The organism is Streptomyces sp. NPDC060027 (assembly GCF_042737005.1).
GTDB lineage: Bacteria > Actinomycetota > Actinomycetes > Streptomycetales > Streptomycetaceae > Streptomyces.
Map to the genome: position 1 here is coordinate 1 of NZ_JBHWVI010000062.1, position 23747 is coordinate 23747.

Below are 23747 nucleotides of genomic sequence, written 5' to 3' on the forward strand. Positions count from 1 at the left end.
CCTCACGGTCCGAGCCGGGGCAGCACGCCCTCTTGACGAGTACGGGGAGAGGGGCAGCGGGGACTTGGCCCTTCTCCCCGAGTCCGGGGAGCCACCGGGGCCCGTGGGGAGCCGCCGGTGGCACGGGCGGTCAGCCCATCTCCTCCAGGGTCTTGCCCTTCGTCTCCTTGACGAACTTGAGCACGAACGGGATGGAGAGCACGGCGAAGCACGTGTAGATCACGTAGGTCGCGGAGAGGTTCCAGTCGGCCAGCGACGGGAAGCTCGCGGTGATGGCCCAGTTGGCGATCCACTGCGCGGAGGCGGCGACGCCGAGCGCGGCGGCGCGGATCCGGTTCGGGAACATCTCGCCGAGGAAGACCCAGACCACGACACCCCAGGAGAGGGCGAAGAAGAGGACGAACACATGGGCGGCGATCAGGGCGACCCAGCCCTGGGTTTCCGGCAGCTTGCCGTCGATGAGGTCGAAGGAGAAGGCCCAGGCCTCCAGGCCGAGACCGATGGCCATACCCACCGAGCCGATGAGGGCGAGCGGCTTACGGCCGATGCGGTCCACGAAGATCATGGCGATCACGGTGCCGATGATGTTGATGATCGACGTGGTGAACGAGTAGAAGAACGAGTCCGTCGGGTCGACGCCGACCGACTGCCACAGCGTCGCGGAGTAGTAGAACGCGATGTTGATGCCGACGAACTGCTGGAAGACCGAGAGGCCGATGCCGACCCAGACGATCGGCAGGAAGAGGAAGCTGCCGCCGAGCAGGTCCTTGAAGGTCGATTTGTGCTCGCGCTTCATGGCGTGCTCGATCTCGGCGACGCGGGCGTCCAGGTCGATCTTGTCGCCCTCGACCTCCTTGAGCACCTCACGGGCACGGTCCCTGCGGCCCACTTCGAGCAGGAAGCGCGGCGACTCGGGGATGGCGAAGGAGAGCAGGCCGTAGAGGACGGCCGGGATGACCATGACGCCGAGCATGACCTGCCAGGCCTCGACGCCGAAGAGCTGACCGCGCTGGTCGCCGTCGGCTGCGTTCAGGATGGCGTAGTTGACGAGCTGCGAGATGGCGATGCCCACGACGATCGCGGCCTGCTGGAAGGAGCCGAGCCGTCCGCGGTACGCGGCCGGGGAGACCTCGGCGATGTAGGCGGGGCCGATGACGGAGGCCATGCCGATGGCGAATCCGCCGACGATGCGCCAGAAGGCGAGGTCCCACAGCGCGAAGGGCAGCGCCGAGCCGACGGCGCTGATGGTGAAGAGCGACGCGGAGATCTGCATGCAGCGGATGCGCCCGATGCGGTCGGCCATGCGGCCGGCGACCGCGGCACCGATGGCACAGCCGATCAGCGCGATGGCGATGACCTGGGCCAGGGCCGCGGAGCCGATGTCGTAGCGGGTCCGGATGGCCTCGACGGCGCCGTTGATGACGGCACTGTCGTAGCCGAACAGGAAACCGCCCATGGCGGCCGCCGCCGCGATGAAGATGACGTGCCCGAGATGTTCGGGGTGAGCCGACCTGGCTTCTGACATAGGTGCCTGCGATGCGCTGGTCACGTAAGACTCCTCGGGCCACCGGCCTCGCTGCCGGGGGTGGGGGGCGAAACCCTTCGCTGGTGGTACCAGTGGCGCACATGTTCACGCCGCCCACCACCTGAAGGTAAAAGCAACGCTGGAGAGACTATGCCTTCAAGTTTCGAAGTCCATAATCGATTTGCTGTGAGTTTCGACCTCCGATGTGGCGTAGTTGTGTTCAAGTATTGAACGTCGTGTGACCGGATGGCCCAGCGGCGGTCACTCTGCGCTCCGGGTCCCTCAGTCCCTCCGATGCGCCGACTCTGCGGAATCCACAGCGTGTTGGCGTCTTCGTGCACCGGTCGCGCGGGCGGCCGAGGCCACCGGGAGGTCCGGCACGGACGCCGACCGTGACGGCTGTCCCGGCCCGCGCGTCCCGGACGGGGCACCCGGGTGTGACACGCGGAACACGGAGGACGGCCCGTGGGAGCGCGCCGTACGCCGTGTTCGCCTTGCCTGTACCCGCCCGAGCGACGAGTATCCGACCATGCCGCCCACGACGGTCGTCAACCTCAAGGGCCACCGCGACGATCCCGCGTACGCCGATGTCGTGTACGTCGGCCGCGCCATGCACCGGGGCGGCTGGCACCTGGCCGGCTCCCCGCTGGCGAGTCCCTTCCGCCCGGGCCACGACGGCACCCGGGACGAGGTCGTCGAGATGTACCGCGCCTATCTCCTGGCCCGTCCGGAGCTGCTGGCCCGCCTCCCCGCCCTGCGCGGCCACCGGCTCGGCTGCTGGTGCGTCCCCGAGCGCTGCCACGCCGAGGTGATCGCCGAACTCGCCGACGAGGGCGTGGGCGAGGGCCTCCCGGAGCCGGAGGAGCCTTGAGGACCTGCGGGACCTGCGGGACTTGCGGGACCTGCGGGAAACTTGCGGGACCTGGAGGGACCTGGAGGGACCTGGAGGACTCGCCCCGTAGGACCCACAGGACCCGCAGGCAAGGCCCCGGGCTTCAGCGCAGGCGCTGGCTGATGACCTTCGAGACGCCGTCGCCCTGCATGGAGACGCCGTACAGCGCGTCGGCGACCTCCATCGTGCGCTTCTGGTGCGTGATCACGATCAGCTGGGAGGCCTCCTGCAGCTCCTGCATGATCCTGATCAGCCGCTGGAGGTTGGTGTCGTCGAGCGCCGCCTCGACCTCGTCCATCACATAGAACGGGCTCGGGCGCGCCTTGAAGATCGACACGAGCAGTGCGACGGCGGTCAGCGAACGCTCGCCGCCGGAGAGCAGACTGAGCCGTTTGACCTTCTTGCCCGGCGGCCTGGCCTCCACGTCGACACCGGTGGTGAGCATGTTGTCGGGATCGGTCAGGATGAGTCGCCCGTCCCCTCCCGGGAACAGCCGGCTGAAGACCCCTTCGAACTCGCGGGCGGTGTCCCGGTACGCCTCGGTGAAGACCTGCTCGACGCGCTCGTCGACCTCCTTGATCACCTGGAGGAGGTCGGTGCGCGTCTTCTTGAGGTCCTCCAGCTGCTCGCTGAGGAACTTGTGGCGCTCCTCCAGCGCGGCGAACTCCTCCAGGGCGAGCGGATTGACCTTGCCGAGCTGCTGGTACGCCCGTTCGGCCGACTTGAGCCGCTTCTCCTGCTCGGCGCGGTGGAACTGCCGGGGCTGGTTGCGCGGATGCTCCGGGTCCTCGGGCAGTTCCTCGCCCTCGGCGGGCAGCGAGGGCGGTACGAGCTGATCGGGGCCGTAGTCCGCGACGAGTCCCGCCGGTTCGACGCCGTGTTCGTCCAGCGCCTTCGCCTCCAGTTGCTCTATGCGCAGCCGCTTCTCCGCGCCGAGCACCTCGCCCCGGTGCACCGAGTCCGTGAGCTTGTCGAGCTCGGCCTTGAGATCACGGCCCTGGCCCCGCGCGGCCACGAGCTCCTGCTCACGGCGGGCCTTGGCACTGTCGGCTGCGGCGCGCTCCTCGTCGGCCCGGGCGAGCGAGACCTCGACATGCGCGAGCAACTGCCGCGCGCCCGAGGCGACGGCCTCGGCGACGGCCGCCTCGTGGCGGAGCCGTGCCCGGCGCTGTTCGGCACGCGCGCGTGCCTCGCGTTCGGCGCGGGCGCCCCGGTCGAGCGAGTCGGCCCGTCCGGCGAGCCCCTTGACCCGCTCCTCGTGCGTCCGCACCTGGAGCCGGGCCTCCATCTCCGTCTGGCGCGCGTTGGCGCCATCGGCGGCGAGCCGGTCCCGTACCGAGGTGTCGGGTTCCTCCTCGACGGGCATCTCCTCGGCCACGGCGAGCCGTTCGGCCAGTTCCTCGGCCTCCACCACGGCCCGGTCGAGCGCGTCCTGCGCGCGGGCGGCGGCCGCGGTGCTCCGCTCCGCCTCGCCCGCGGCGCCTCGCGCCTGCCCGGCCAGCCGCCCGAGCTGCTGGGCGACCGACGACTTCTCCCGCTCGGCGGCCCGGCGGCGCTCCCCCAGCTCCTCGACGAACGCGGCCCGCTCCGTGCGCAGCTCGGTCGCCAGCCCCTGCGCCTCGGTCAACTCGTCGCAGCGCACGGCCAGTTCCTCGAGCTCGGCCGCCGCCTCGTCCACGGAGGCCTGCACCTCGAGGAGGCTGGGCGCCCCGGCGGACCCGCCGTGCGCGAAATGCGCCCCGAGCAGGTCGCCCTCGGCGGTCACCGCGGTGAGCCCGGGCCGCGCGTAGACGAGATCCTCGGCGTCCTCGAGGGTCCCGACGACGACGATCCCGCGCAGCAGCCGCCGCACGGCGGGCATCAGCTCGGCGGGCCCCCGGACGAGATCGGCGGCGTGCGGAGGCCCGTCGCTCCGGTTCCGGTCCTGGTCCGGGTCACGGTCGTGGTCCCGGTCCCGGTCCCGGTCCTGCGGGGGTACGCCGACGGAGGCGTCGCCCGGCGGTCCGGCGCCGGCGGGAAGCTCTTCGGGTGCTCCGGCGAGCAACAGCGACGCCCGGCCCGCGTCCTGCTTGCGCAGCAGGCGGATGGCCTCCGCGGCCGAGGCGGGCGTGGTGACCGCGATGGCGTCGGCGGCCGCGCCGAACGCGGCGGCGAGCGCGACCTCGAAGCCGGGGGTGACCGACAGCAGTTCGGCGGCGGGACCCAGTACCCCGGTGAGCCGGTCCTTGGCGCCGAGCAGCGCTCCCGTGCCGTCCTTGCGCCGCAGTCCGAGGGCCAGTGCCTCGCGGCGGGCCTGGGTGGCCGCCCGCCTGCGTTCGGCCGAGGTGGCCGCCTCGCGGGCCGCGCTCAGCGCGGCCTCGGCGTCGGACAGGGCCCGTTTGGCCGCCTCGTGCTGCTCGGCGAGCTCGGCGTCGCCCGCGTCGAGGCCGTCCACCTCAGCCTTCAGCTGCTCGTACTCCTCCTGGGCCGTGACCGCGCGTTCCTGGGCCTCGTCGCGGGAGGCGGCGAGCCGGTCGATCTCGGCCTGCGCGGAGGCGGCGCGTGAACGGGCGGCGTTGACCTGGCCGTTGAGGCGGGCGAGGCCCTCGCGGCGGTCGGCGATGGCGCGGGCCACGTCCTTGAGGCGGCGCTCCTCGACGGTGAGCTCGCGCTCCAGCTCGGCGCGGTGCGCGACGGTGTCCTCCAGGGCCCGCTCGGCCGCCTCCAGGGCCGCTTCGAGTTCGGCCTCCTTCTCACGGATGCGGGCGGCCTCGCGCTCCATGTCCTCGGGGTCGCGTCCGCGGCGTTCCTCGGCGGGCACCGAGGTGGCGCTCTTCACGCGCGCGTCCGCCAGCGAGATCGTGCCGCGCACCCGCTCGGCGAGCTGGGAGAGTTCGTACCAGGTCTGCTGGGCGCGCTGGAGGCGCGGCGTCAGCTGCCGTACCTCGTCCTCCAGCAGGGCCTCCCGCTGGAGCGCCTTCTTCAGCTCGGCCTCGGCGGATTCCTTGCGCTGCTTGAGCGCGGCCTCGTCGGCGATCTCGGACTGGAGTGCCCCGCGCAGGCGTACGAGGTCGTCGGCGAGGAGCCTCAGCCGGGCGTCGCGCAGGTCGGCCTGGATGACGGCGGCGCGGCGTGCCACGGCGGCCTGCCGGCCGAGCGGCTTCAGCTGGCGGCGCAGTTCGTCGGTGAGGTCCTGGACGCGGGCGAGGTTCGCCTTCATGGCGTCCAGCTTCCGGAGCGCCTTCTCCTTGCGCTTGCGGTGCTTGAGGACGCCCGCCGCCTCCTCGATGAAGGCGCGGCGGCCCATCGGGTCGGCGTGCAGGACGGAGTCGAGCTGGCCCTGTCCGACGATGACGTGCATCTCGCGGCCGATGCCGGAGTCGGACAACAGCTCCTGGATGTCGAGCAGCCGGCAGGTGTCGCCGTTGATCTGGTACTCGCTGCCGCCGTTGCGGAACATGATCCGCGTGATGGTGACCTCGGCGTACTCGATGGGCAGGGCGCCGTCGGAGTTGTCGATGGTGAGGGAGACCTCGGCACGGCCGAGCGGCGGGCGCCCGGTGGTGCCGGCGAAGATGACGTCCTCCATCTTGCCGCCGCGCAGCGACTTGGCCCCCTGCTCCCCCATGACCCAGCTGAGCGCGTCCACGACGTTGGACTTGCCCGAACCGTTGGGGCCCACGACACAGGTGATGCCCGGCTCGAACCGCAGCGTGGTCGCCGAGGCGAACGACTTGAACCCGCGCAGGGTCAGGGCCTTGAGGTGCACGCCGCTGGACTCTACCTTTCGGGCCGGTCTCACTCCACGAACGCGCGGTTTCGCCCATGAACACGCAGGGCAGACCAGACGTTAAAGAGAGTGGAAGACTGCGCGGGGGAAAGAAAGAAGGGACGCCTGAGGGCGTCCCTTGCAAATCTGACAACTTAGCGGTTGATTCGGGCCGCCCAACCACTGCTGTCGTAGTGCGGTGCAGTGATCAGGTGAGCGCAGGCTCCGCCTGGGGTACGTCGATGCTCTCGAGAAGCGAGTCGTGAGAAGCGGCAGCCGCGAGCGCGTCGTTCTCGGCCTGAATCCGTACGAGCTCGGATTCGAGGTCCTGTACGCGCTGCTGGAGCCGTCGCATCTCGGCGATGAGTCGCGGGTCGGAACCGCCGACGTAACCGAGAAGCGCCTTTGCCATGATGGATGGTCCTCCACACTGAGTGACCGACCGAAGCGGTGTGGGTCGTGAGGGAATCGCACCCGCGATGCTTGACACTGCTGATGTCCTGCTGCCGTTCCACATGCCAAACAGCTAGGGTGCGCGGGGCTTTCAGCGTCTCACCAAAAAGTTTGACGGTCAACACGATCACGCCCCGTATCGGCGGGCAACCCACTGTCGCGCGGCTCCGGGGACGGGGCGCTGCGACTCCTGCGGGACCCTCAGGGCGTCGAGATCATCGTTACCTCGGGAGCCTGCCACTTCGAGCCGTTCTTGGCAACCACCAGGCCATATCCGCTACTCAGGGGTGCCGGTGGCATACGCCATGGCGTCGGTCCGGGGCGTCGCGGCCGTCACCGTCACCGGATGGCGAAGCCGTCGTAGCTTCCCCGGGGCGTGTCCCAGATCTCAGTGACTCCGTCCACCCGGCCGGGCGTGTCGTCACCCTGGAGCCAGTCGAGCAGTCCCTGACAGCCGGCGCGGGTGCCTTCCGCGACCACCTGGACGCGTCCGTCGTCCAAATTGAGAGCAAAACCACTCAGCCCGCCGATCTCCAGTGCCTTGGCCCGCGTAAACCAGCGGAAACCCACACCTTGGACGCGTCCGCGCACCCAGACGACCAGCCGTGCAACCTCGTTCATAGGGGCACGCTAACCGGACAATGTCTCGCGGAGCACTTCCTCCCCATGCGCCATGGGGTACCGTCCCGACCCAATGAGTCTCATAGGAAACTCACTCTTTCGGGTGAGATTCGTTTGAGGATCGCTGACGCAAGATCGAGGAAGGCCCAAGAGATGGGACGCCACCGACGCTCCGACGCCGGCCGCGCCGCCACAGGGCGCGCCACCGGGGTCACAGATACGAACGGGGCCCACACGGAGAGCTACGGCCCGGAGAACCTGTACGGCTACGCCGCCGTCGCCGATCTCCCGTCCGCGGCATCCGCCCGCTCGCACCGCAAGAGGAAGGGTGCGACCCCCGTCCGCTCGGGACTGCTCGGCGTGTCGGCGGCCGTGGCCCTCGGCACCGTCGCCGTAGCGGCCGGTGTACTGCCCGGCAGCGACAACTACGCGCTCGGCGGTGGCGGCAACAAGTCCGACAACGTGCAGGCCGCGAGCTCGCCGTCCAGTGTGGACACCCAGCAGGGCGGCACCTCGGGCAGCGCCGACTCCCGCGAGGACACGTCGACGAGCCGCGACGCCGACCGCGCCGGCACGCCCTCGGCCGCCCCCTCGACCACGTCGCCGTCGGCCGCGCCGACCACGACGGAGCCGTCGGAGGAGCCGAGCGCCGAGCCCACCAAGAACAACGGCAACGCCAACGGCAAGACGAAGGCGCCGAAGGCCCCGAAGCCGTCCAAGACCGCCACCAAGGCGCCCTCGGACAAGGCCCCGGTGACCGTCTCCGCGGAGGCCGCCGCCGAGGCCGAGGTGCTCAAGCTCGTCAACGACGAGCGCGCGAAGGTCGGTTGCAGCCCGGTGGCCGCGAACAGCGCCCTGTCGGACCTGGCCCAGACGTTCAGCGAGGACATGGCGTCGCGGGACTTCTTCGACCACACCGACCCGAGCGGGCTCAGCCCCTGGGACCGTGCGGCGAAGGCCGGGATCACCAGCCTCGGCGGCGAGAACATAGCCCGCGGCCAGGCCGACGCAGCCGCCGTCATGGAAGCCTGGATGAACAGCCCCGGCCACAAGGCCAACATCCTGAACTGCGACTTCAAGACCCTCGGCGTCGGAGCCCACTTCGGCTCGGGCGGCCCCTGGTGGACGCAGGACTTCGGCTACTGAACTAACCGCAGGTCAGAGGGCTAAGCGCCCTCCTGGGCCGTGTCCGGGCCGTCGTGCGTGGAATCTTCATTCGTGAAGACGCCATCCACGGCGGCCCGGTCCGTTTCCCGCTCGACGGCATCTGGTGCGTGTACGTCCGCAGCAGCCCCTGACAGATGGCGGGCCAGCAGCCGGCGCGTGCGGGGCCGGTGGCCCGCCGCGGACCTCTACGCGGCCACCTGGGCCACGGCCGCGCGCCCCAGAGTGAAGACCCGGGCCGCCTCCGCGATCCGGCGGCCGAGGTGCTCGGCGGTGGCGATGTCGGCCTTGTGGACGGCCTCGGGACCCTCGTCGACATTGGTCTGGGCGGCGGCGCCGGCGAAGACGCCGAGGCGGTTGAGGTCGTGCTCGGAGCCGGTGCTGTTGTTCCAGCCCGGGTGCAGACCGAGGTTGACCCAGTTCATGCCGTGCTGCGCGGCGAGGATCTGGAAGAACTGGAGGGTGTGCAGCTTGTCGCCGCTCTTGGAACCGGAGTTGGTGAAGCCGGCGGCGAGCTTGTCCTTCCAGTCCTGCCCGAACCAGCGCTTCGAGGACGCCTCGGCGAAGACATGGAAGGCGCCGGACGCGGTGCCCATGTACGTCGGCGAACCGAAGACGACGGCGTCCGAGGCGTCGAGCTGCTCCCACTGCGCGTCGGTGATCTCGTCGACCTTGATCAGGTGCACTTGGGCACCGGCATCGAGCGCACCGGAGCGCACGGCTTCCGCGAGGACCGCGGTGTGGCCGTAGCCGGAGTGGTAGGCGATGGAGACAACAGGGGTCGTCACAGTACGTACTCCTCAGAAGGCAAGGCAGGAACGGGGCAGCCACGTATGCGCTGCTCACCGGCGATACCGAAAGGAAAGCACTAACCAGAAGTTAGCGCAACCTCCTGGATAGCGCTGCGCCTGAGTATGCTGTTCGTATGGAATCCCCCGCGCAGACGAAGGAGAGTGCCGACCGCGACGAGAACACCGCGTGCGTCGGCGCCAAGGACCTCGCGTACAACGTGTTCGCCCGCAGCTGCCCCTCCCGGGGCACGCTGGAGCACGTCACCGGTCGCTGGGGCTCGCTCACCCTGGGAGCGCTGCACGACGGCACGTTCCGGTTCAACGAACTGCGCCGCCGGGTCGACGGCGTCAGCGAGAAGATGCTCTCCCAGACCCTGCACGCGCTGGAGCGCGACGGCCTGGTCCACCGCGACGCACAGCCCACGAACCCGCCGCGCGTCGACTACACCCTCACGCCGCTCGGCCGCGAGGTCGCCGAGCGGCTGCGGACCCTCATCTCGTTCGTCGAGGGCCACATGGACGACGTCCTGGAGGCCCGCGGGCGCTACGACGAGACGCGCGAGGTCTAGGGAGTGGGACTCCCGCGAGGCCTAGGTCAGGCTCCCGGGCGGGGTGCCCGCTGGCAGCGCGGGCAGAAGTAGCTGGAGCGGTTCATCCAGGCCCGTCGGCGCATCGGTGTCCCGCAGCGACGGCAGGGCTCGCCCTCGCGCCCGTAGGCGTCGAGCGAGCGGTCGAAGTAGCCCGACTCTCCGTTGACGTTGACGTACAGGCTGTCGAAACTCGTGCCGCCCGCGGAGAGCGCGTCGTTCATGACGTCGCGGATGTGGCCGAGGAGTTCGGCGGTGCGCGGCCGGGGCATGGTCCCGGTCGGGCGTTCGTAGTGCAGCTTGGAGCGCCAGAGCGCCTCGTCCGCGTAGATGTTCCCGACGCCGCTGATCAGCGACTGGTCGAGCAGCGCGCGTTTGATCGTCGTACGGCGGGCCCGCAGGGCCGTGGGGAACGCGGCGTCGTCGAAGAGGGGGTCGAGCGGGTCGCGGGCGATGTGCGCGATGACGTCGGGAAGACCGTCCGGGGTGTTCTCGTGCAGTGACAGCCCGCCGAAGGTGCGCTGGTCGACGAAGCGGAGCTCGGTGCCCAGGGCGTCCTCGAAGCGGATCCGGATACGCAGGTGCTTCTCCTCCGTGGCGCCCTCCGGCTGCACGAGGAGCTGGCCGCTCATGCCGAGGTGCGCGAGCACGGAGTACGGGGAGTCGTCGAGCGGCAGCCACAGGTACTTGCCGCGGCGCATCGCCTCACCGATCCGCTGCCCGGCCAGTGACTTCGCGAAGCCGTCCGGTCCCGCCAAGTGCCGCCGCACGGCCCGCGGATGACGCACCTCGACGGTCTTCACGACCCGCCCGGTGACCCAGCGCTCCAAGCCCCGCCGCACGACTTCGACCTCGGGCAACTCGGGCACGGGACTCCTCCGGAGGGGCGGGCTGAGGGGGCGATGCCGGAAGGGTACATCGCTCGAAGAGGGCTCCGCGGCCGAGGACTTCGGCCCCACCCGAGTTCGGTCCGGTCCGGCCCTGAGTCAGGGCCGGAGCCAGGTCCGGTCCCGAGCCGGGTCCCGAGTCCGGTCCCGTCCGGTCCCGTCCGGTCCGCGGCAACGCGCGGACCCCGCCGCGGCGCGTGTGCGCTGCGACGGGGTCCGGTACCGCGGTACTTCGGGTGAAGGATTCAGGCCGTGGCCGTGTCGGTGGTCGGCGTCGAGGGGGTGTCGGCGGTCCCCTCGATGTCCTGAGCCGCCTGCTGGGCGGCACGAGCCACCTGTTCGGCGGCCTGGGCCGACTTCGCGCGTTCGTCCGCGGCTGAGCGGATGGCACGCCACGCGGACTCCGCGGCCTGCTGCTCAGCCTCCTTCTTGCTGCGGCCGGTGCCGGTGCCGTACGAGACGCCTCCGACGCGGGCGGCAGCAGTAAAGGTCTTCTCGTGGTCCGGTCCGGTCTCCGAGACCAGGTACTCGGGTACTCCGAGCCCCTCGGTCGCCGTGAGTTCCTGGAGACTGGTCTTCCAGTCCAGGCCGGCACCCAGATTCGAGGACTTCTCGATCAGCGGATCGAAGAGCCGGTGGACGAGTTCGCCCGCCGCTTCCAGACCCTGGTCGAGATAGACAGCGCCGATCACCGCTTCAAGGGTGTCGGCGAGGATGGACGCCTTGTCCCGGCCTCCCGTGCCTTCCTCGCCCCGGCCGAGCCGGATGAAGGAGCCGAGTTCGAGGCCGCGGCCCACTTCCGCCAGCGCACGAGAATTGACCACCGCGGCCCGCAACTTGGCCAGCTGGCCCTCGGGCAGGTCGGGGTGGGTGCGGTACAGCGTGTCCGTGACCACGAGGCCCAGTACGGAGTCCCCGAGGAACTCCAGACGCTCGTTGGTCGGCAGACCGCCGTTCTCGTACGCGTAGGAACGATGGGTCAGCGCACGCACCAGAAGGGCGGACTCGAGCTTGTAGCCGAGCCGCCCTTCCAGAAGCGTGTGGGACGAGGCTGTGTTGTCCGCCTTTTTCTTGGCGTTTGTATCCGCCTTGGCGTCAGACATCAGACCTCTCACCAGCCGCTCAGACCTCGAGGACCTGGCGCTTGTTATAGGTGCCGCAAGCCGGGCACGCGATGTGCTGCAGCTTGGGCTCGTGGCAGCGCTCGCACGCAACCAGGGTGGGGACCGCAGCCTTCCACTGCGACCGGCGGTGGCGCGTGTTGCTGCGCGACATCTTCCGCTTCGGAACAGCCACGGCTACTTCTCCTGCTTCTCGTCGGCGTGCGCTGATGGAAGCGCGCCGCCGCCCATATCGTCCTTCTCGCCATCTTCGAGTGAACCGGCGAGTCCCTGCAGTGCCGCCCAACGGATGTCGACGGCGTCATGGTGGTGGTCCGGGTCGTCCGCGAGCCGGGCTCCGCACTGGGAGCACAGGCCGGGGCAGTCGTCCTGGCACACCGGCTGCATCGGCAGTGAGAGCACCACCGCGTCACGCAGCACGGGTTCGAGGTCGAACAAGCCGTCCTCGAGAAAGAGAGAGTCCTCGTCTTCCTCGGCGTCGTCGACCGGCTCCGCCTTGGGGCGGCCCCGGTCGTCGGCGTCAGGGTACGAGAACATCTCCTGGAAATCCGCTTCGAGCACCTGCTCGAGCGGCTCCAGACACCTTACGCACTCCCCCTTGGCCGATGCACGGGCGGTGCCTGTGACAAGCACCCCTTCCATGACCGACTCCAGGCGGAGTTCGAGCTCCACCGGGGCGCCTTCCGGCACTCCGATGACACCCTGGATACCGAGATCCCTCGGAGCGTCGATCGTGCGGGTCAGGCGCTGGAGCGCGCCAGGACGCCGCCCCAGCTCGTGTGTGTCGAACACGAGAGGATTGCGGTGGTCGAGGCGGGCGTTCAGGGCCATTCCTGCTTTCGATCTTCGAACTTGAGGGACGCCGCCCTCGGTCTCCCTCGGGCAGCGCTGATCGCGGACGTACACGCGACCGAAGAGCCAGGATACTGGACCTTTCGCTCACGGCCCAATCCGGTGCGCGCCCCGGTCCCGCCCGCGGATGCGCGCCCCTCCTGACCCCGCGGTCAGTGGCCGCCGCGCCCCTGCTCGTACGCCCTCAGCTGCTCCGCGCTGATCATGCTCGTGTCGAAGAGGCTGGTCTCGTCGAGGGACTGCCCCTGCTGGTCCATGGTCTGGTCCTGCTGCTGGGCGTAGGCCTGCTGCTGGTTCTGGTCGTACGCCGGCTGCTGGTCGTAGCCCTGCTGCTGATAGGCGGCGTACGGGTCGGCCTGCTGGTAGCCGTACGGATCGGCCTGCTGCTGGGCGTACTGCTGCTGGTAGCCGTACGGATCGGCCTGCTGCTGGTAGGCGTACGCCTCCTGCTGCTGTCCGTAGGACGGCTGAGGGGCCGCCTCCGAGGTCTGGGCGGGCTGCTCCGGGGCTTCGGCGAGCTCCGCGAGACCGGCCAGGTAGTCGGAGTCGCTGGTGTGCATGCCGGGCGTTCCGTCGTCCCCGAACGCGCTCAGGTCGCCGAGGTCGTCGCTGGCGATCCGGCCGTGCAGCTTCTGCCGGCCGCGGCCGACGGCCTCCAGGGTCTTGGCGAGCACCGCCTCGAAGGCGCCGAGCTTGACGTCGACGTAGTCGTCGGCGTTGCGGCGCAGGGTCTCCGGGTCGTGGCTGCGCTCGGGAGCGTCCTCGTCCTCGTACCCCTGCTCGTCGACGCCCGGGCCGGTGCCGAGGAGCTTCTCGCGGCCGCGGCCGACGGAGCCGAGGGTCTTGGTGAGGACGACCTCGAAGTTGGCGAGCTTCGAGTCGACGTAGTCGTCGGCCTCCGCGCGGATCTCCTCGGCCTCCTTGCGGGACTCGGCGAGGATGCGGTCCGCCTCGTTCTGCGAGCGGCGGGCGACCTCGGTGTCGGAGATCAGGGAGCCGCGCTCGGCGTGCGCGGTCTCGATGATCCGCTCGGCCTCCTGACGGGCCTGCTCGACCATCTGCTCGCGGCCACCGATCAGCTCCTGCGCCTGGGCGAGGGATCCGGGCAGCGCCTGGCGCACCTCTTCCAGCATCGAGAGCAGCTCGGCGCGGTTGACCACGCACGAGGCCGACATGGGCATGGAACGGGCACCGCCGACCGTAGCGACGATCTCGTCGAGCTTCTTCTGCACGTCCACCGTGTGCTCGCCACTCTCTACAGCTGTGATGGAGACGGACGGGTCGACTGTACGACCACTCCTGCCCCGCCCGACACCGGGTGACGGGCTGTCAGGAGATCAGTCCTGGCCCAGCCGCTCCTTGAGCGACTCCAGCACCACCGGCGGCACCAGGTGGGAGATGTCGCCGCCCCAGTTCGCGACTTCCTTCACCAGGGAGGAGGAGAGGAAGCTGTAGGTGGGGCTGGTCGGGATGAACAGGGTCTCGACGCCCGAGAGGCCGTTGTTCATCTGGGCCATCTGGAGTTCGTAGTCGAAGTCGCTGACCGCGCGCAGGCCCTTGACGATGGCCGGGATGTCCCGCTGCTTGCAGTAGTCGACGAGGAGGCCGTGGTAGGCCTCGACCTGGACATTGCCGAACTCGGCCGTGACCTCGCGGATCAGCTCGATCCGCTCGTCGACCGTGAACAGGCCCTTCTTCGACTGATTGATCATCACCACGACGTGCACCACGTCGTACAGCCGGGAGGCCCGGGCGATGATGTCGAGATGTCCATTGGTGATGGGGTCGAATGACCCCGGACAGACGGCGCGGCGCAACAGTGGTCCCTCGCTCTCCGGTCCGGTCATCGTGCGTCTTCGCACGTAGAGGCGGCGCGACCGTACCAAAACGTGCCCTCGCCGTAACGACGGGCCCTGACGGCCTCGAAACCGTCCGGCCATCCGAATTCGCCGCCCCTGGTGCTGCGCTCCACGGTGACGAGCGCATCGTCCGCGAGCCAGCCCCCGGTCCGGAGTGTGAGCAGAATCTCGCGAAGATCGTCGTCCGAGACCGCGTACGGAGGGTCCAGGAAGACCAGGTCGTACGGGGCCTGGGGCGCCGCCGTCCGGACGATCTGCTCCGCTTTGCCCGATCTGACCTCGGCGCCCGGCAGACCGAGCGACTTCACGTTGTCGCGGATGACCTTGGCCGCGCGGGCGTCCGCCTCGACGAGCAGGGTGTGTCCGGCGCCGCGGCTGAGCGCCTCCAGACCGACGGCGCCCGAGCCGGCGTAGAGGTCGAGCACGCGCTCGCCCTCCAGCGGGCCGCCGAGCAGGGACTGCCAGGTGGAGAAGAGGCCCTCGCGCGCCCGGTCGGAGGTGGGGCGGGTGCCGGTGCCCGGTGGGACGGCCAGACGGCGTCCGCCGGCGCGGCCGGCGATCACGCGGGTCATGAGGGTCCTTTGCGCTGGGGGTGTGTCGGTTCCTCCCAGTCTCTCAGCCGCCGGCCGGGCTCCGCCGCTCAGCCCTTGTCCAGGTACTGCTCGCGTTCCTCGTCCAGGAGGGCGTCCAGGGCGGTGCGCAGACCGGGGAGACCCTGGAGGTCCGGGTCCGCGGCGACGACCGCGGTGGCCTCCTCGCGGGCCTCCGCGATGATCTCCTCGTCGTCGATGACGGCGAGCATGCGCAGGGAGGAGCGGACGCCGGACTGGGCCTGGCCGAGGACGTCGCCCTCGCGGCGCTGTTCGAGGTCGATGCGGGAGAGCTCGAAGCCGTCCAGGGTGGAGGCCACCGCGTTCAGCCGCTGGCGGGCCGGGCTCGCCTCGGGCATCTCGGAGACCAGGAGGCAGAGCCCGGCGGCGGAGCCGCGTCCGACGCGGCCGCGCAGCTGGTGGAGCTGGGAGACGCCGAACCGGTCGGCGTCCATGATCACCATGGCGGTGGCGTTCGGGACGTTCACCCCGACCTCGATCACGGTCGTCGCGACCAGGACGTGCGTCTCGCTCGCGGCGAAGCGGCGCATGACGGCGTCCTTGTCGTCGGGATGCATACGGCCGTGCAGGACTTCGATCTTGAGCCCCTGCAGGGGGCCCTTGGCGAGCTGGGCGGCGACATCGAGGACGGCCAGCGGTGGACGCTTCTCGGCCTCGTCCTCGGGGGACTTCTTCTTGCCGCCCTTCTTCGGGTCGTCGTCCTCGTCACCGATGCGGGGGCAGACCACGTACGCCTGATGGCCGTTCTCCACTTCCTCACGCACGCGCTCCCACGCGCGCGTGAGGAAGTGCGGTTTGTCGGCGGCCGGGACGACATGGCTGGCGATCGGGGAGCGCCCGGCGGGGAGCTGGTCGAGCACGGAGGTCTCCAGGTCGCCGAAGACCGTCATCGCGACCGTGCGCGGGATGGGCGTGGCGGTCATCACCAGGAGGTGCGGGGGCTGCTTGCCCTTGCCGCGCAGGGCGTCGCGCTGCTCGACACCGAAGCGGTGCTGCTCGTCGACCACGACCAGGCCCAGGTCGTGGAACTGCACCTTGTCCTCGATCAGCGCGTGCGTGCCGATCACGATCCCGGCCTCGCCGGTGACCAGGTCGAGCAGCGCCTGCCGGCGGCCCGCCGCCCCCATGGAGCCGGTGAGCAGCACGACCTTCGTCGAGTGTTCGGCCCCGCCGAGCATGCCGCCCTCGGCCAGCTCGCCCATCATCTCGGTGACCGACCGGTGGTGCTGCTGGGCGAGCACTTCGGTGGGCGCGAGCATCGCGGCCTGCCCGCCTGCGTCGACCACGGCGAGCATGGCGCGCAGGGCGACCATCGTGTTGTGGGTGACAGTGAAGTTGTCGGTGACGTAGGCGTGGCTCGGGTGAGCCACGCTGATGCACTGGACCGGTTTGCGGCCCACGTACTCCACAGCCCGAATGCCTCGTCGGAATGTGCTGTATTTCGGGCGAGGGCGGACCCGATCGGCCTTGCGGGACAGTTTGAAGGGCGCGTATTCGGCAGGGAGCGCCACCGAGACGTTGAAGGCGGCCTTCTTGGGCAACACCCGAGCGCGGCCGCCCAGTGAGCGCGCAAGCCACGCGACGTCCTCTGCGAGCCTGAGGGAGGCAGAGCAGAGGGAAATACTCAGCCCGTCCTTCTGAACCGTGCCGTCGGTGTCCAGCAGCCCCTGGAGGAGGGCGAGACGGTTCTTGACGGACGTGTTCTTGAACTCCTTCGGGATGAACTTGCCGTGCGACGTCTTGCCCCACAGGTCCAGGTTCCGCAGCGCCTGGATGACTGGGTTCCGGACACCGCCGGAGCGCTGCTTCAATTGGATCGTGTAGTCGCGACGTGATCCCGACACCGGAACCAGCCGGCAGTCTGGTGCGACAGCACTCGCCGCAGCGTCACGGATCTCGTCGTCGATCGTCGAAAGGCGCAGCTCGTGCCGGAATGAACCGTCACCCAACAGCAGCCCGAAGAGGTAGGGATCGAGCGGCAACTCGATGTCCGGTCCGAGGTCGACCGGAGCTGCGGAAGGGATGTACCACTTCGACGATCCGTTCGCCTTGAACGTGTCGAGACGGATCTCCCTGGTGGTCATCGTCTTGGGCGCCTGGCCGCGATGCCACGCGCGACTCGTGCCGACGATCCAGAGATGCTCGTCGTCGCACTCCACGTGACTTCCGTCGGAGAGAACCATGCGCCAGACATCACGCTCTCCCTGGGGGAAGACCCCGTCGATCAGTGCGATCTCGCCATCGGGCACGACAACCTCGTCGCCCACCCCTAGGTCCCCCATCCGCCGGAAACCCGTGGGTGTCAGCACCGTCGAGTCAAGGGGCTGAGCCTTGCCCGAACCCACTTCCCCCTGCAGCAGCCGGTGCATCGGGTGCTCGGTGGCGAGGCCGTCGAAGATCTCCTTGGATACCTTCCGCTGGCCATCGGTGAGGGTGAAGGGGAGCTTGGCGTCGAAGGCGGTCAGCAGGCCGTCGGGGCGGGGGACGCGGGCGACGGCGGGGAGCTGGGCGTCGGCGTGGCGGCGGCGGGCCAGGGCTACCTGGAGGACGAAGGCCTCGTCCCACTTGAGGCGGGCGCGGGCGTCGTGGATGTCCGCCTTGGTGTGCGGACGGTGGATCTTGAGGAGAGCCTCGGGGAGCGCGACCAGGCCACGGCCGTCCCGCAGCGAGTCCGGGAGGGGGTCGACCGCCTCCTGGGCGTTCGGCAGCACCGTCTGCACGGACTTGGCGATCTTCCAGGACTCCAGCTTGGCGGTGGCCGGGTAGATCGGGATGAGGGCGCCCGCCCAGCTGTCGACGCTCTCCACGGCTTCGTCGCCCTCGCCGCTCAGCAGTTCGTACGCGGGGTGCGCCAGCTGGAGGCGGCGGTTGAAGACGGAGACCTTGCCGGAGAACATCGCGCGGGTGCCGGGCAGCAGGTCCTTGTGGGGCTTGTGCACGCCATGCCCGAAGAAGACCAGCTGGAGGCGGCCGCTGCCGTCCGTGATGGTGACTTCGAGGCGCTGGCCCTTGCCGCGGGGAGCCTTGGAGGAGGCGAAGGTGTGCAGGCGCGCGTCGGCGACCCGGGCCACCACCGTCACATGCTCGTCCATCGGCAGGTCGGCGAGGTGGGTGAGCTGCCCGCGCTCCTCGTATCTGCGGGGGTAGTGGTGCAGCAGGTCGCCGACGGTGTGCAGGCCGAGGTGCTCGGCCATCACCTTCGCGGTGGCGGGACCGAGCGCCTTCTTCAGTGGTTCTTCGAGCACGGGCACGAGATCCATTGCACACCACGTCACTGACATTGCCGTATACGTCCTGGAAATCCGCTGGTCAGACGGCTCGTTCCGGGCCTAGGATGACGCGCTCCGGCCCTCTTCGCGGTCACCGTCCCCCGGGACCGCCCGACCCCGCGCCGTGGCCCGTCCCCCCACCGACCGGCGCAGCGACGATGGACTCCCAGACCTCACAGCCGTCCCAGGCATCCCCGTCACCCCATACGTTCCAGGTCGACCTGCGCGGTCTGGTGGACCTGCTCTCCCATCACCTCTACTCCAGCCCCAAGGTCTATCTGCGCGAACTGCTGCAGAACGCCGTCGACGCGATCACCGCGCGGCGCGCCGAGCAGCCGGACGCCCCTGCCACGGTGCGCCTGTACGCCGAGGGCGGCGCCCTGCGCGTGGAGGACTCCGGCGTCGGGCTCACCGAGTCCGACGTGCACAGCCTGCTGGCCACCATCGGCCGCAGTTCCAAGCGGAACGACGGCCTGGAGTCGGCGCGTTCGGACTTCCTCGGCCAGTTCGGCATCGGGTTGCTGGCCTGTTTCGTCGTCGCCGAGCGCATCCGGGTGGTCAGCCGCAGCGCGCGGACGCCCGACGCGGCGCCCGTCGAGTGGACGGCGGCCGACGACGGCTCGTACACCGTGCGCACGCTGCCGCACGAGGCGCGCACCGAACCGGGCACCACCGTGCACCTGGTGGCGCGCGCCGGGGCCGCCGAGTGGCTGAGCGAGGAGCGGGTCCGGTCGCTGGCGCGCGACTTCGGCGCGCTGCTGCCGTACGACGTGCGGGTCGGCGACGAGCCGATCGCGGACCTTCCCGCGCCCTGGGACCGGCCCTATCCGAGTCCCACCGGCCGAAGGGTCGCCCTGGCCCGGCACTGCCACGACCTGTTCGGCTTCACTCCGCTGGACTCGATCGACCTGGACGTGCCGCTCGCCGGTGTCCGGGGCGTGGCCTACGTCCTGCCGTCGGCGGTCAGTCCCGCCCAGCGCGCGAGCCATCGGGTGCACCTGAAGGGCATGCTGCTCACCGAGCGGGCCGAACAGCTGCTGCCCGACTGGGCGTTCTTCGTACGCTGCGTCCTCGACACGGACAGTCTGCGGCCCACCGCGTCGCGCGAGTCGCTGTACGAGGACGAGACCCTCGCCGCCGTACGGGAGGCACTGGGCGAGCGCATCCGATCGTGGCTGACGGGGCTCGCGGCGGGCGATCCGGAGCGGCTGGGCGCGTTCCTGTCGGTGCACCACCTGGGCGTGAAGTCGCTGGCGCGGCACGACGCGGAGATGCTGCGCACGATGCTGCCGTGGCTGCCCTTCGAGACGACCGACGGACGGCTGTCCCTGGAGGAGTTCGCGCAGCGGCACCCGGTGGTGCACTTCACGCGGACCGTGGAGGAGTACCGGCAGGTCGCGCCGATCGCCTCCGCGCAGGGCGTCGGGGTCGTCAACGGCGGCTACACGTACGACAGCGAGCTGATCGAGGCGTTGCCGGCCGTGCGCCCGGGGACGGTCGTCTCGGAGCTGGACGCGGACACCGTGACGGCTCACCTGGACACCGTGGACCCGACCGAGGAGCTGGCCCTGTCGGCCTTCCTGGGGGCCGCGCGGGCCCGGCTCGACCCGCTGAACTGCGATGTGGTCCTGCGCGCCTTCCACCCCTTGTCGGTGCCCGCCCTGCATCTGGACGACCGGGCGGCCCGCCACGAGCAGGCGCGCGCTGAGGCCGAGGAACAGGCGGACGACCTGTGGGCGGGCATTCTCGGCTCGCTGCGCGGCAGCACCCCGCGCGCGCGGCTGGTCCTCAACCATCTCAACCCGCTGATCCGCAGGATCAGTTCGCTCAGTGATCCGGACCTGATCGGCACCGCCACCGAGTCGTTGTACGGACAGGCCCTGCTGATGGCCCAGCGCCCGCTACGGCCCGCGGACTCGGCGCTCCTCAACCGCGCCTTCATCGGCCTCCTGGAGTGGGCCACCCACCCCGACCCCGGAAGGGACGACCGCCGATGAACCCGGCCATGGACTTCGACACGCTGCGCCGGGCGATGGCGGACAACTACGGGCAGCCGGAGGGGCCGGGCCGCAACGCGCGCGCGGAGCAGCTGCTCGTGGAGGCGGAGAAGCTGAACATCCCGCTCGCCGTCATCGAGGCGCTCGGGCACCAGTTGAAGGTCTACAACTACAGCTCCGAGAAGGGGAAGATGTTCGTCCCCTTCGCGCGGCTGCTGCGCATGTGGGACGAGCGGCCCCAGGACTTCGACGAGTTCGAGATCCACTCCCTGCACTGGGTCTTCAAGTGGATGTCGGCGGGCATGCTCGACCAGCCGCACGTTCCGCTCGCCTCCATAGAGAAGTGGCTCGGCGAGATGGAGCACCGCTACCGCCTCGCCGGCCACTCCGAACGGGCCGTGCGCAGCGCCGAGTTCAGCGTCGCCACCCACCTGGGCGACGTGGAGCGCGCCGAGCGGGCGTACACCGCCTGGCTGGCCGCGGACCGCGACTCCATGGCCGACTGCCACGCGTGCGAGCTGCACGGGCAGGGGTGGTGGCGGGCGGTGCGCGGCGCGGACCCGGAGGCACTGGAGCTGTGGGCGCCGGTCCTGGAGGGCGAGTACACGTGCGCCCATGAGCCGCACACCGTCCTCGCGTCCTCCCTGCTGCCGCTGCTGCGTCTGGGGCGTGCCGACGAGGCGCGCGCCCACCATCTGCGGGGTTTCCGGCTGGTGCGCGCCATGGAGAGCATGCGCGGCGCGTACGCGGACCATGTGGAGTTCTGCGCCCTCACCGGCAACGAGGCACGCGCCCTGGAACTGCTCGCGGAGCGCCCGGCCTACTTCACGGACTCCGGGGACCCGCGCAGCAAGCTGGACTTCATGGCGGTCGTGGCGCTCACGACGGCCCGCCTGACCGCCCTCGGGCTCGGCGGGCAGACGGTTCCCGGGCCCACCGGTCGCGTGTGGACCGCGGGGGAACTCGCCGTGCACGCGCGTGGGGAGGCGCTCGCGCTGGCCGAGCGGTTCGACGCCCGCAACGGCACGTCGTACGTCAGCGAACGCGCCCTCGCTCGCATGGATCAGGCGCCGCTCGTCGACCGGCTGCCCCTGGGTGTGCGCTCAGCGCGCCCGCACGGCACCGCGCGTCACGCACCGTCGACGGCCGCCGCTCCCCTGCCGCAGGCGGGCGCCGAGGCGGCCGGGGCCGCCGGCCCCGGCCTGTCCGAGCTGCTTGTCGAGGCCCGGCGGCTCTCGGCGCGCCGGAGCCCGGACGCGGTGGAGGCGTGGGCGGCGGTCTCGCGCGCGTCCGAGGGCCACGAGCTGGACGTCCGCGACCGCGCGGAGATCGCCGATCACGCGGCGATGGGCCGCGGGCCGCGGGGCGTCGACCTGTTCCACCGGGCCGCCGAGCTGTACGCCGAGGCGGGCGACCCCGGCGAGGCGCTGGCGGCCCGCGCCCGCGCCGCGTACGTCCAGGCGCTGTCCGGAGGGGCCGCGGGCGCCCTGGACACCGTCGCGGAGCTGCGCGAGCGGGTGCTGGTCCTCTTCGCGGAGGGCGGGACGGAGGTGTCGCAGACGGCGTCCGTCCTGGTGGGACGGGCGCGGACGCTGATGCACCGGGTGGACGAGCTGGAGGCCGGCGCGGAGGGCGAGCCCCTCTCGGGCACCGGCACCGACTCGGAGGGCGACGTCATGGTCGCCGCGGAGGAGGCCGCGCGGGAGCTGCTGGCCCTCGCGGAGCCGCATGCCGGGGACGACGTGGCACTGGCCTCGCGGGCCGCCGAGGCGTACGCGATGCTCGGCGAGCTCGCGGCGCGCGCCGACGACGCCGAGGCGGCCGCCGAACTGCTCTCGCGCGCCGTCGAGGGGTTCGTGGCGGCGGGGCTGCCGTGGTTCGCCGTCGAGTACGACTCCCGGCTCGCCGGGATCGCGACGCACCTCGGCGACATGGAGGCGGCGGAGCGGTCGGCGCGGGCCGCGCTGGAGCACGGAGGTTCCTACCTGGAGCCGACCGGCCATGCCCAGTTGCATCTCCGGCTCGCCGAGATCCTCGCCTCCACCGGGCAGTTCGGCCCCGCCTCGGAACACGCCCTGGAGTCCGCGCACTGGGCCGACGAAGCGGGCGAGGCCGCCACGCTCGGGGCCTGGGCCCGTCACCAGCTCGGTGGTTTCCTGCTCCGCCAGGGGCGGTGGGCGGAGGCCGCCGAGATCCTGGAGTCGGCGCTGCCCGACCTGACCGGCGAGATGCACGGCGACGGCGCGATCGTGCAGACGCGCTGGTGGCTCGGCGACTGCCTCACCGAGCTCGGCGAACACCGCGAGGCGGCCGAGCACTGGCTGCGCGCCGCGGACATCGCCCGACACTGGCCCGAGCAGCGCGACCACGCGATGCTGGCGCACCTCGCGGCCGAGGCCCTCGGGCACGCCGGCCTGACCGCCCAGGCGGATCAGGCGTACGCCCGTGCGGGCGATCTCTGGCGCGAGCTGGGCAACGTCCACGGCCTGGTCCGGGCGCTCCGGGCACGCGCGTGGGCCGCGGCCCGGCTGGACGAGGGTCTCGACGGGGCGCGGGAGCTGATGGGAGCGGCGGTCCTGGAGTGCGAGTCGGCGGTGGAGGCCCGGGCGTCCGCCGCGGGCTCACCGGACGACTCGCCCGCCGACGGGGACGCGGACGGGACCGGAGCCGGACCGGGGACCAGGGACGAGCACGCCGGGCCGGGGACCAGGGACGAGCACGGACACGGGCGCGAGGCCGGGGCCGAGACCGGGGACGAGGGCGAGGACACGCGTCGCCGTATCGTCGCCGAACTCGGGCACACCCACCGCCAGTTCGGGGATCTGGTGGCCCGCTCCGTGCCGGACGACGCGGAGGAGGCCGCCGCGCGGGACGCGTTCGAGGAGGCCCTCGGGCACGTCACCCGGGCGATCCCCGTGTTCGACTCCCTCGGGGACGCCCTGCTCGACGCCCGCACGGGTGCCGAGCTGGCGGCCGGCTGGCTGGAGGCCGACCTGGGACGGCACGAGGCCGCGGCGACGCGCGCACGAGCGGTCCTCGCCGCGTGCGCACGGCTCCACGGGGAGGCCGCGGAGGCGCGGCGGGCCGAGGCCGAGCGGATGCTGGACCTCATGGTGAGGGCCGGCAAGGCCTGAGCAGTGCGGGGGCGCGGGGTCTCCGCGCCCCCGCCATCGGAGTGCACGGCGCGAAGGTCCCGACGGCGCCGGAATCCACATCGCCACCCCTGTTGACCACGTCCGCGCTGTCCCAGGATCACGGACCCCGGTCCCAGGATCACGGACCCCGGGCCCAAGCCTCACCGCCCACCGGCGGCGGACATCCCGGCCGGGCCGAAATCCACGAACCCGCAGAGCCACCCCTGCCGACCACC

Annotated in this window: 18 protein-coding genes; 5 read left to right on the forward strand and 13 right to left on the reverse strand. The window is 70.9% G+C overall.

Going from position 1 to position 23747, the window contains the following annotated elements; genetic code table 11:
- Nucleotides 1-130: 130 nt before the first annotated feature.
- Entirely contained in the window at nucleotides 131-1549 is a 1419-nt protein-coding gene (locus ACFWBT_RS17845) for a sugar porter family MFS transporter (protein ID WP_385701170.1), read from the reverse strand.
- Nucleotides 1550-2054: 505 nt separating this feature from the next.
- Here ACFWBT_RS17845 and ACFWBT_RS17850 point away from each other — a divergent pair.
- Nucleotides 2055-2396, forward strand: coding sequence for a DUF4326 domain-containing protein (locus ACFWBT_RS17850; protein ID WP_385701172.1), 342 nt, complete (start codon nucleotides 2055-2057; stop codon nucleotides 2394-2396).
- Between the two features lie 124 nt (nucleotides 2397-2520).
- Here ACFWBT_RS17850 and ACFWBT_RS17855 read toward each other — a convergent pair whose 3' ends face one another.
- From ACFWBT_RS17855 to ACFWBT_RS17865, 3 genes are all read right to left on the reverse strand, one after another.
- On the reverse strand, nucleotides 2521-6165 hold the full coding sequence (locus tag ACFWBT_RS17855; protein ID WP_385701175.1) for an AAA family ATPase: 3645 nt from the start codon (nucleotides 6163-6165) through the stop codon (nucleotides 2521-2523).
- Nucleotides 6166-6373: 208 nt separating this feature from the next.
- Nucleotides 6374-6577 carry a hypothetical protein gene (locus ACFWBT_RS17860; RefSeq protein ID WP_028802434.1) on the reverse strand — a complete coding sequence of 68 codons (204 nt, stop codon included), beginning with the start codon at nucleotides 6575-6577 and terminating at the stop codon, nucleotides 6374-6376.
- 380 nt (nucleotides 6578-6957) lie between these two features.
- Nucleotides 6958-7239: an acylphosphatase gene (locus ACFWBT_RS17865; protein ID WP_385701177.1), complete on the reverse strand. Its 282-nt coding sequence runs from the start codon at nucleotides 7237-7239 to the stop codon at nucleotides 6958-6960.
- A 153-nt stretch (nucleotides 7240-7392) separates the two neighbouring features.
- Here ACFWBT_RS17865 and ACFWBT_RS17870 point away from each other — a divergent pair, with 153 nt between their 5' ends.
- A complete protein-coding gene (locus ACFWBT_RS17870) occupies nucleotides 7393-8385 on the forward strand; it encodes a CAP domain-containing protein (RefSeq protein WP_385701179.1) in 993 nt (330 codons plus the stop codon).
- Nucleotides 8386-8591: 206 nt separating this feature from the next.
- Here the strand turns inward: ACFWBT_RS17870 and ACFWBT_RS17875 are convergent, their stop codons facing one another.
- Nucleotides 8592-9191: a flavodoxin family protein gene (locus ACFWBT_RS17875; RefSeq protein ID WP_385701182.1), complete on the reverse strand. Its 600-nt coding sequence runs from the start codon at nucleotides 9189-9191 to the stop codon at nucleotides 8592-8594.
- A 137-nt stretch (nucleotides 9192-9328) separates the two neighbouring features.
- Between ACFWBT_RS17875 and ACFWBT_RS17880 the strand changes: the two genes are divergently transcribed.
- Nucleotides 9329-9763 carry a winged helix-turn-helix transcriptional regulator gene (locus ACFWBT_RS17880; protein ID WP_385701185.1) on the forward strand — a complete coding sequence of 145 codons (435 nt, stop codon included), beginning with the start codon at nucleotides 9329-9331 and terminating at the stop codon, nucleotides 9761-9763.
- Nucleotides 9764-9789: 26 nt separating this feature from the next.
- Here the strand turns inward: ACFWBT_RS17880 and mutM are convergent, their stop codons facing one another.
- The 8 genes from mutM to ACFWBT_RS17920 form a co-directional block, all read right to left on the reverse strand.
- On the reverse strand, nucleotides 9790-10650 hold the full coding sequence (gene mutM / locus ACFWBT_RS17885; protein ID WP_385701188.1) for a bifunctional DNA-formamidopyrimidine glycosylase/DNA-(apurinic or apyrimidinic site) lyase: 861 nt from the start codon (nucleotides 10648-10650) through the stop codon (nucleotides 9790-9792).
- A gap of 263 nt (nucleotides 10651-10913) precedes the next feature.
- Entirely contained in the window at nucleotides 10914-11771 is an 858-nt protein-coding gene (rnc, locus tag ACFWBT_RS17890; protein WP_385701191.1) for a ribonuclease III, read from the reverse strand.
- Between the two features lie 19 nt (nucleotides 11772-11790).
- Nucleotides 11791-11964, reverse strand: coding sequence for a 50S ribosomal protein L32 (gene rpmF, locus ACFWBT_RS17895; RefSeq protein ID WP_006139588.1), 174 nt, complete (start codon nucleotides 11962-11964; stop codon nucleotides 11791-11793).
- A gap of 2 nt (nucleotides 11965-11966) precedes the next feature.
- Entirely contained in the window at nucleotides 11967-12620 is a 654-nt protein-coding gene (locus ACFWBT_RS17900; RefSeq protein WP_385701194.1) for a YceD family protein, read from the reverse strand.
- Nucleotides 12621-12793: 173 nt separating this feature from the next.
- On the reverse strand, nucleotides 12794-13879 hold the full coding sequence (locus ACFWBT_RS17905) for an ATP synthase F0 subunit B (RefSeq protein WP_385701196.1): 1086 nt from the start codon (nucleotides 13877-13879) through the stop codon (nucleotides 12794-12796).
- Nucleotides 13880-13978: 99 nt separating this feature from the next.
- Complete coding sequence (gene coaD, locus ACFWBT_RS17910; protein WP_351545121.1) at nucleotides 13979-14458, reverse strand: pantetheine-phosphate adenylyltransferase; 480 nt, start codon at nucleotides 14456-14458, stop codon at nucleotides 13979-13981.
- A 26-nt stretch (nucleotides 14459-14484) separates the two neighbouring features.
- The gene (rsmD, locus tag ACFWBT_RS17915) at nucleotides 14485-15111 is read right to left on the reverse strand and encodes a 16S rRNA (guanine(966)-N(2))-methyltransferase RsmD (RefSeq protein ID WP_266765869.1); all 627 of its coding nucleotides are present in this window, start codon (nucleotides 15109-15111) and stop codon (nucleotides 14485-14487) included.
- A gap of 29 nt (nucleotides 15112-15140) precedes the next feature.
- A complete protein-coding gene (locus ACFWBT_RS17920) occupies nucleotides 15141-18371 on the reverse strand; it encodes a helicase-related protein (RefSeq protein ID WP_385701198.1) in 3231 nt (1076 codons plus the stop codon).
- Nucleotides 18372-18538: 167 nt separating this feature from the next.
- On the opposite strand from ACFWBT_RS17920, the gene ACFWBT_RS17925 reads away from it, so the two are divergent.
- The gene (locus ACFWBT_RS17925; RefSeq protein WP_385701201.1) at nucleotides 18539-20377 is read left to right on the forward strand and encodes an HSP90 family protein; all 1839 of its coding nucleotides are present in this window, start codon (nucleotides 18539-18541) and stop codon (nucleotides 20375-20377) included.
- Nucleotides 20374-23511, forward strand: coding sequence for a tetratricopeptide repeat protein (locus ACFWBT_RS17930; RefSeq protein WP_385701203.1), 3138 nt, complete (start codon nucleotides 20374-20376; stop codon nucleotides 23509-23511). Before ACFWBT_RS17925 ends, ACFWBT_RS17930 begins: the two co-directional genes overlap by 4 nt.
- The last annotated feature ends 236 nt before the right edge of the window (nucleotides 23512-23747 follow it).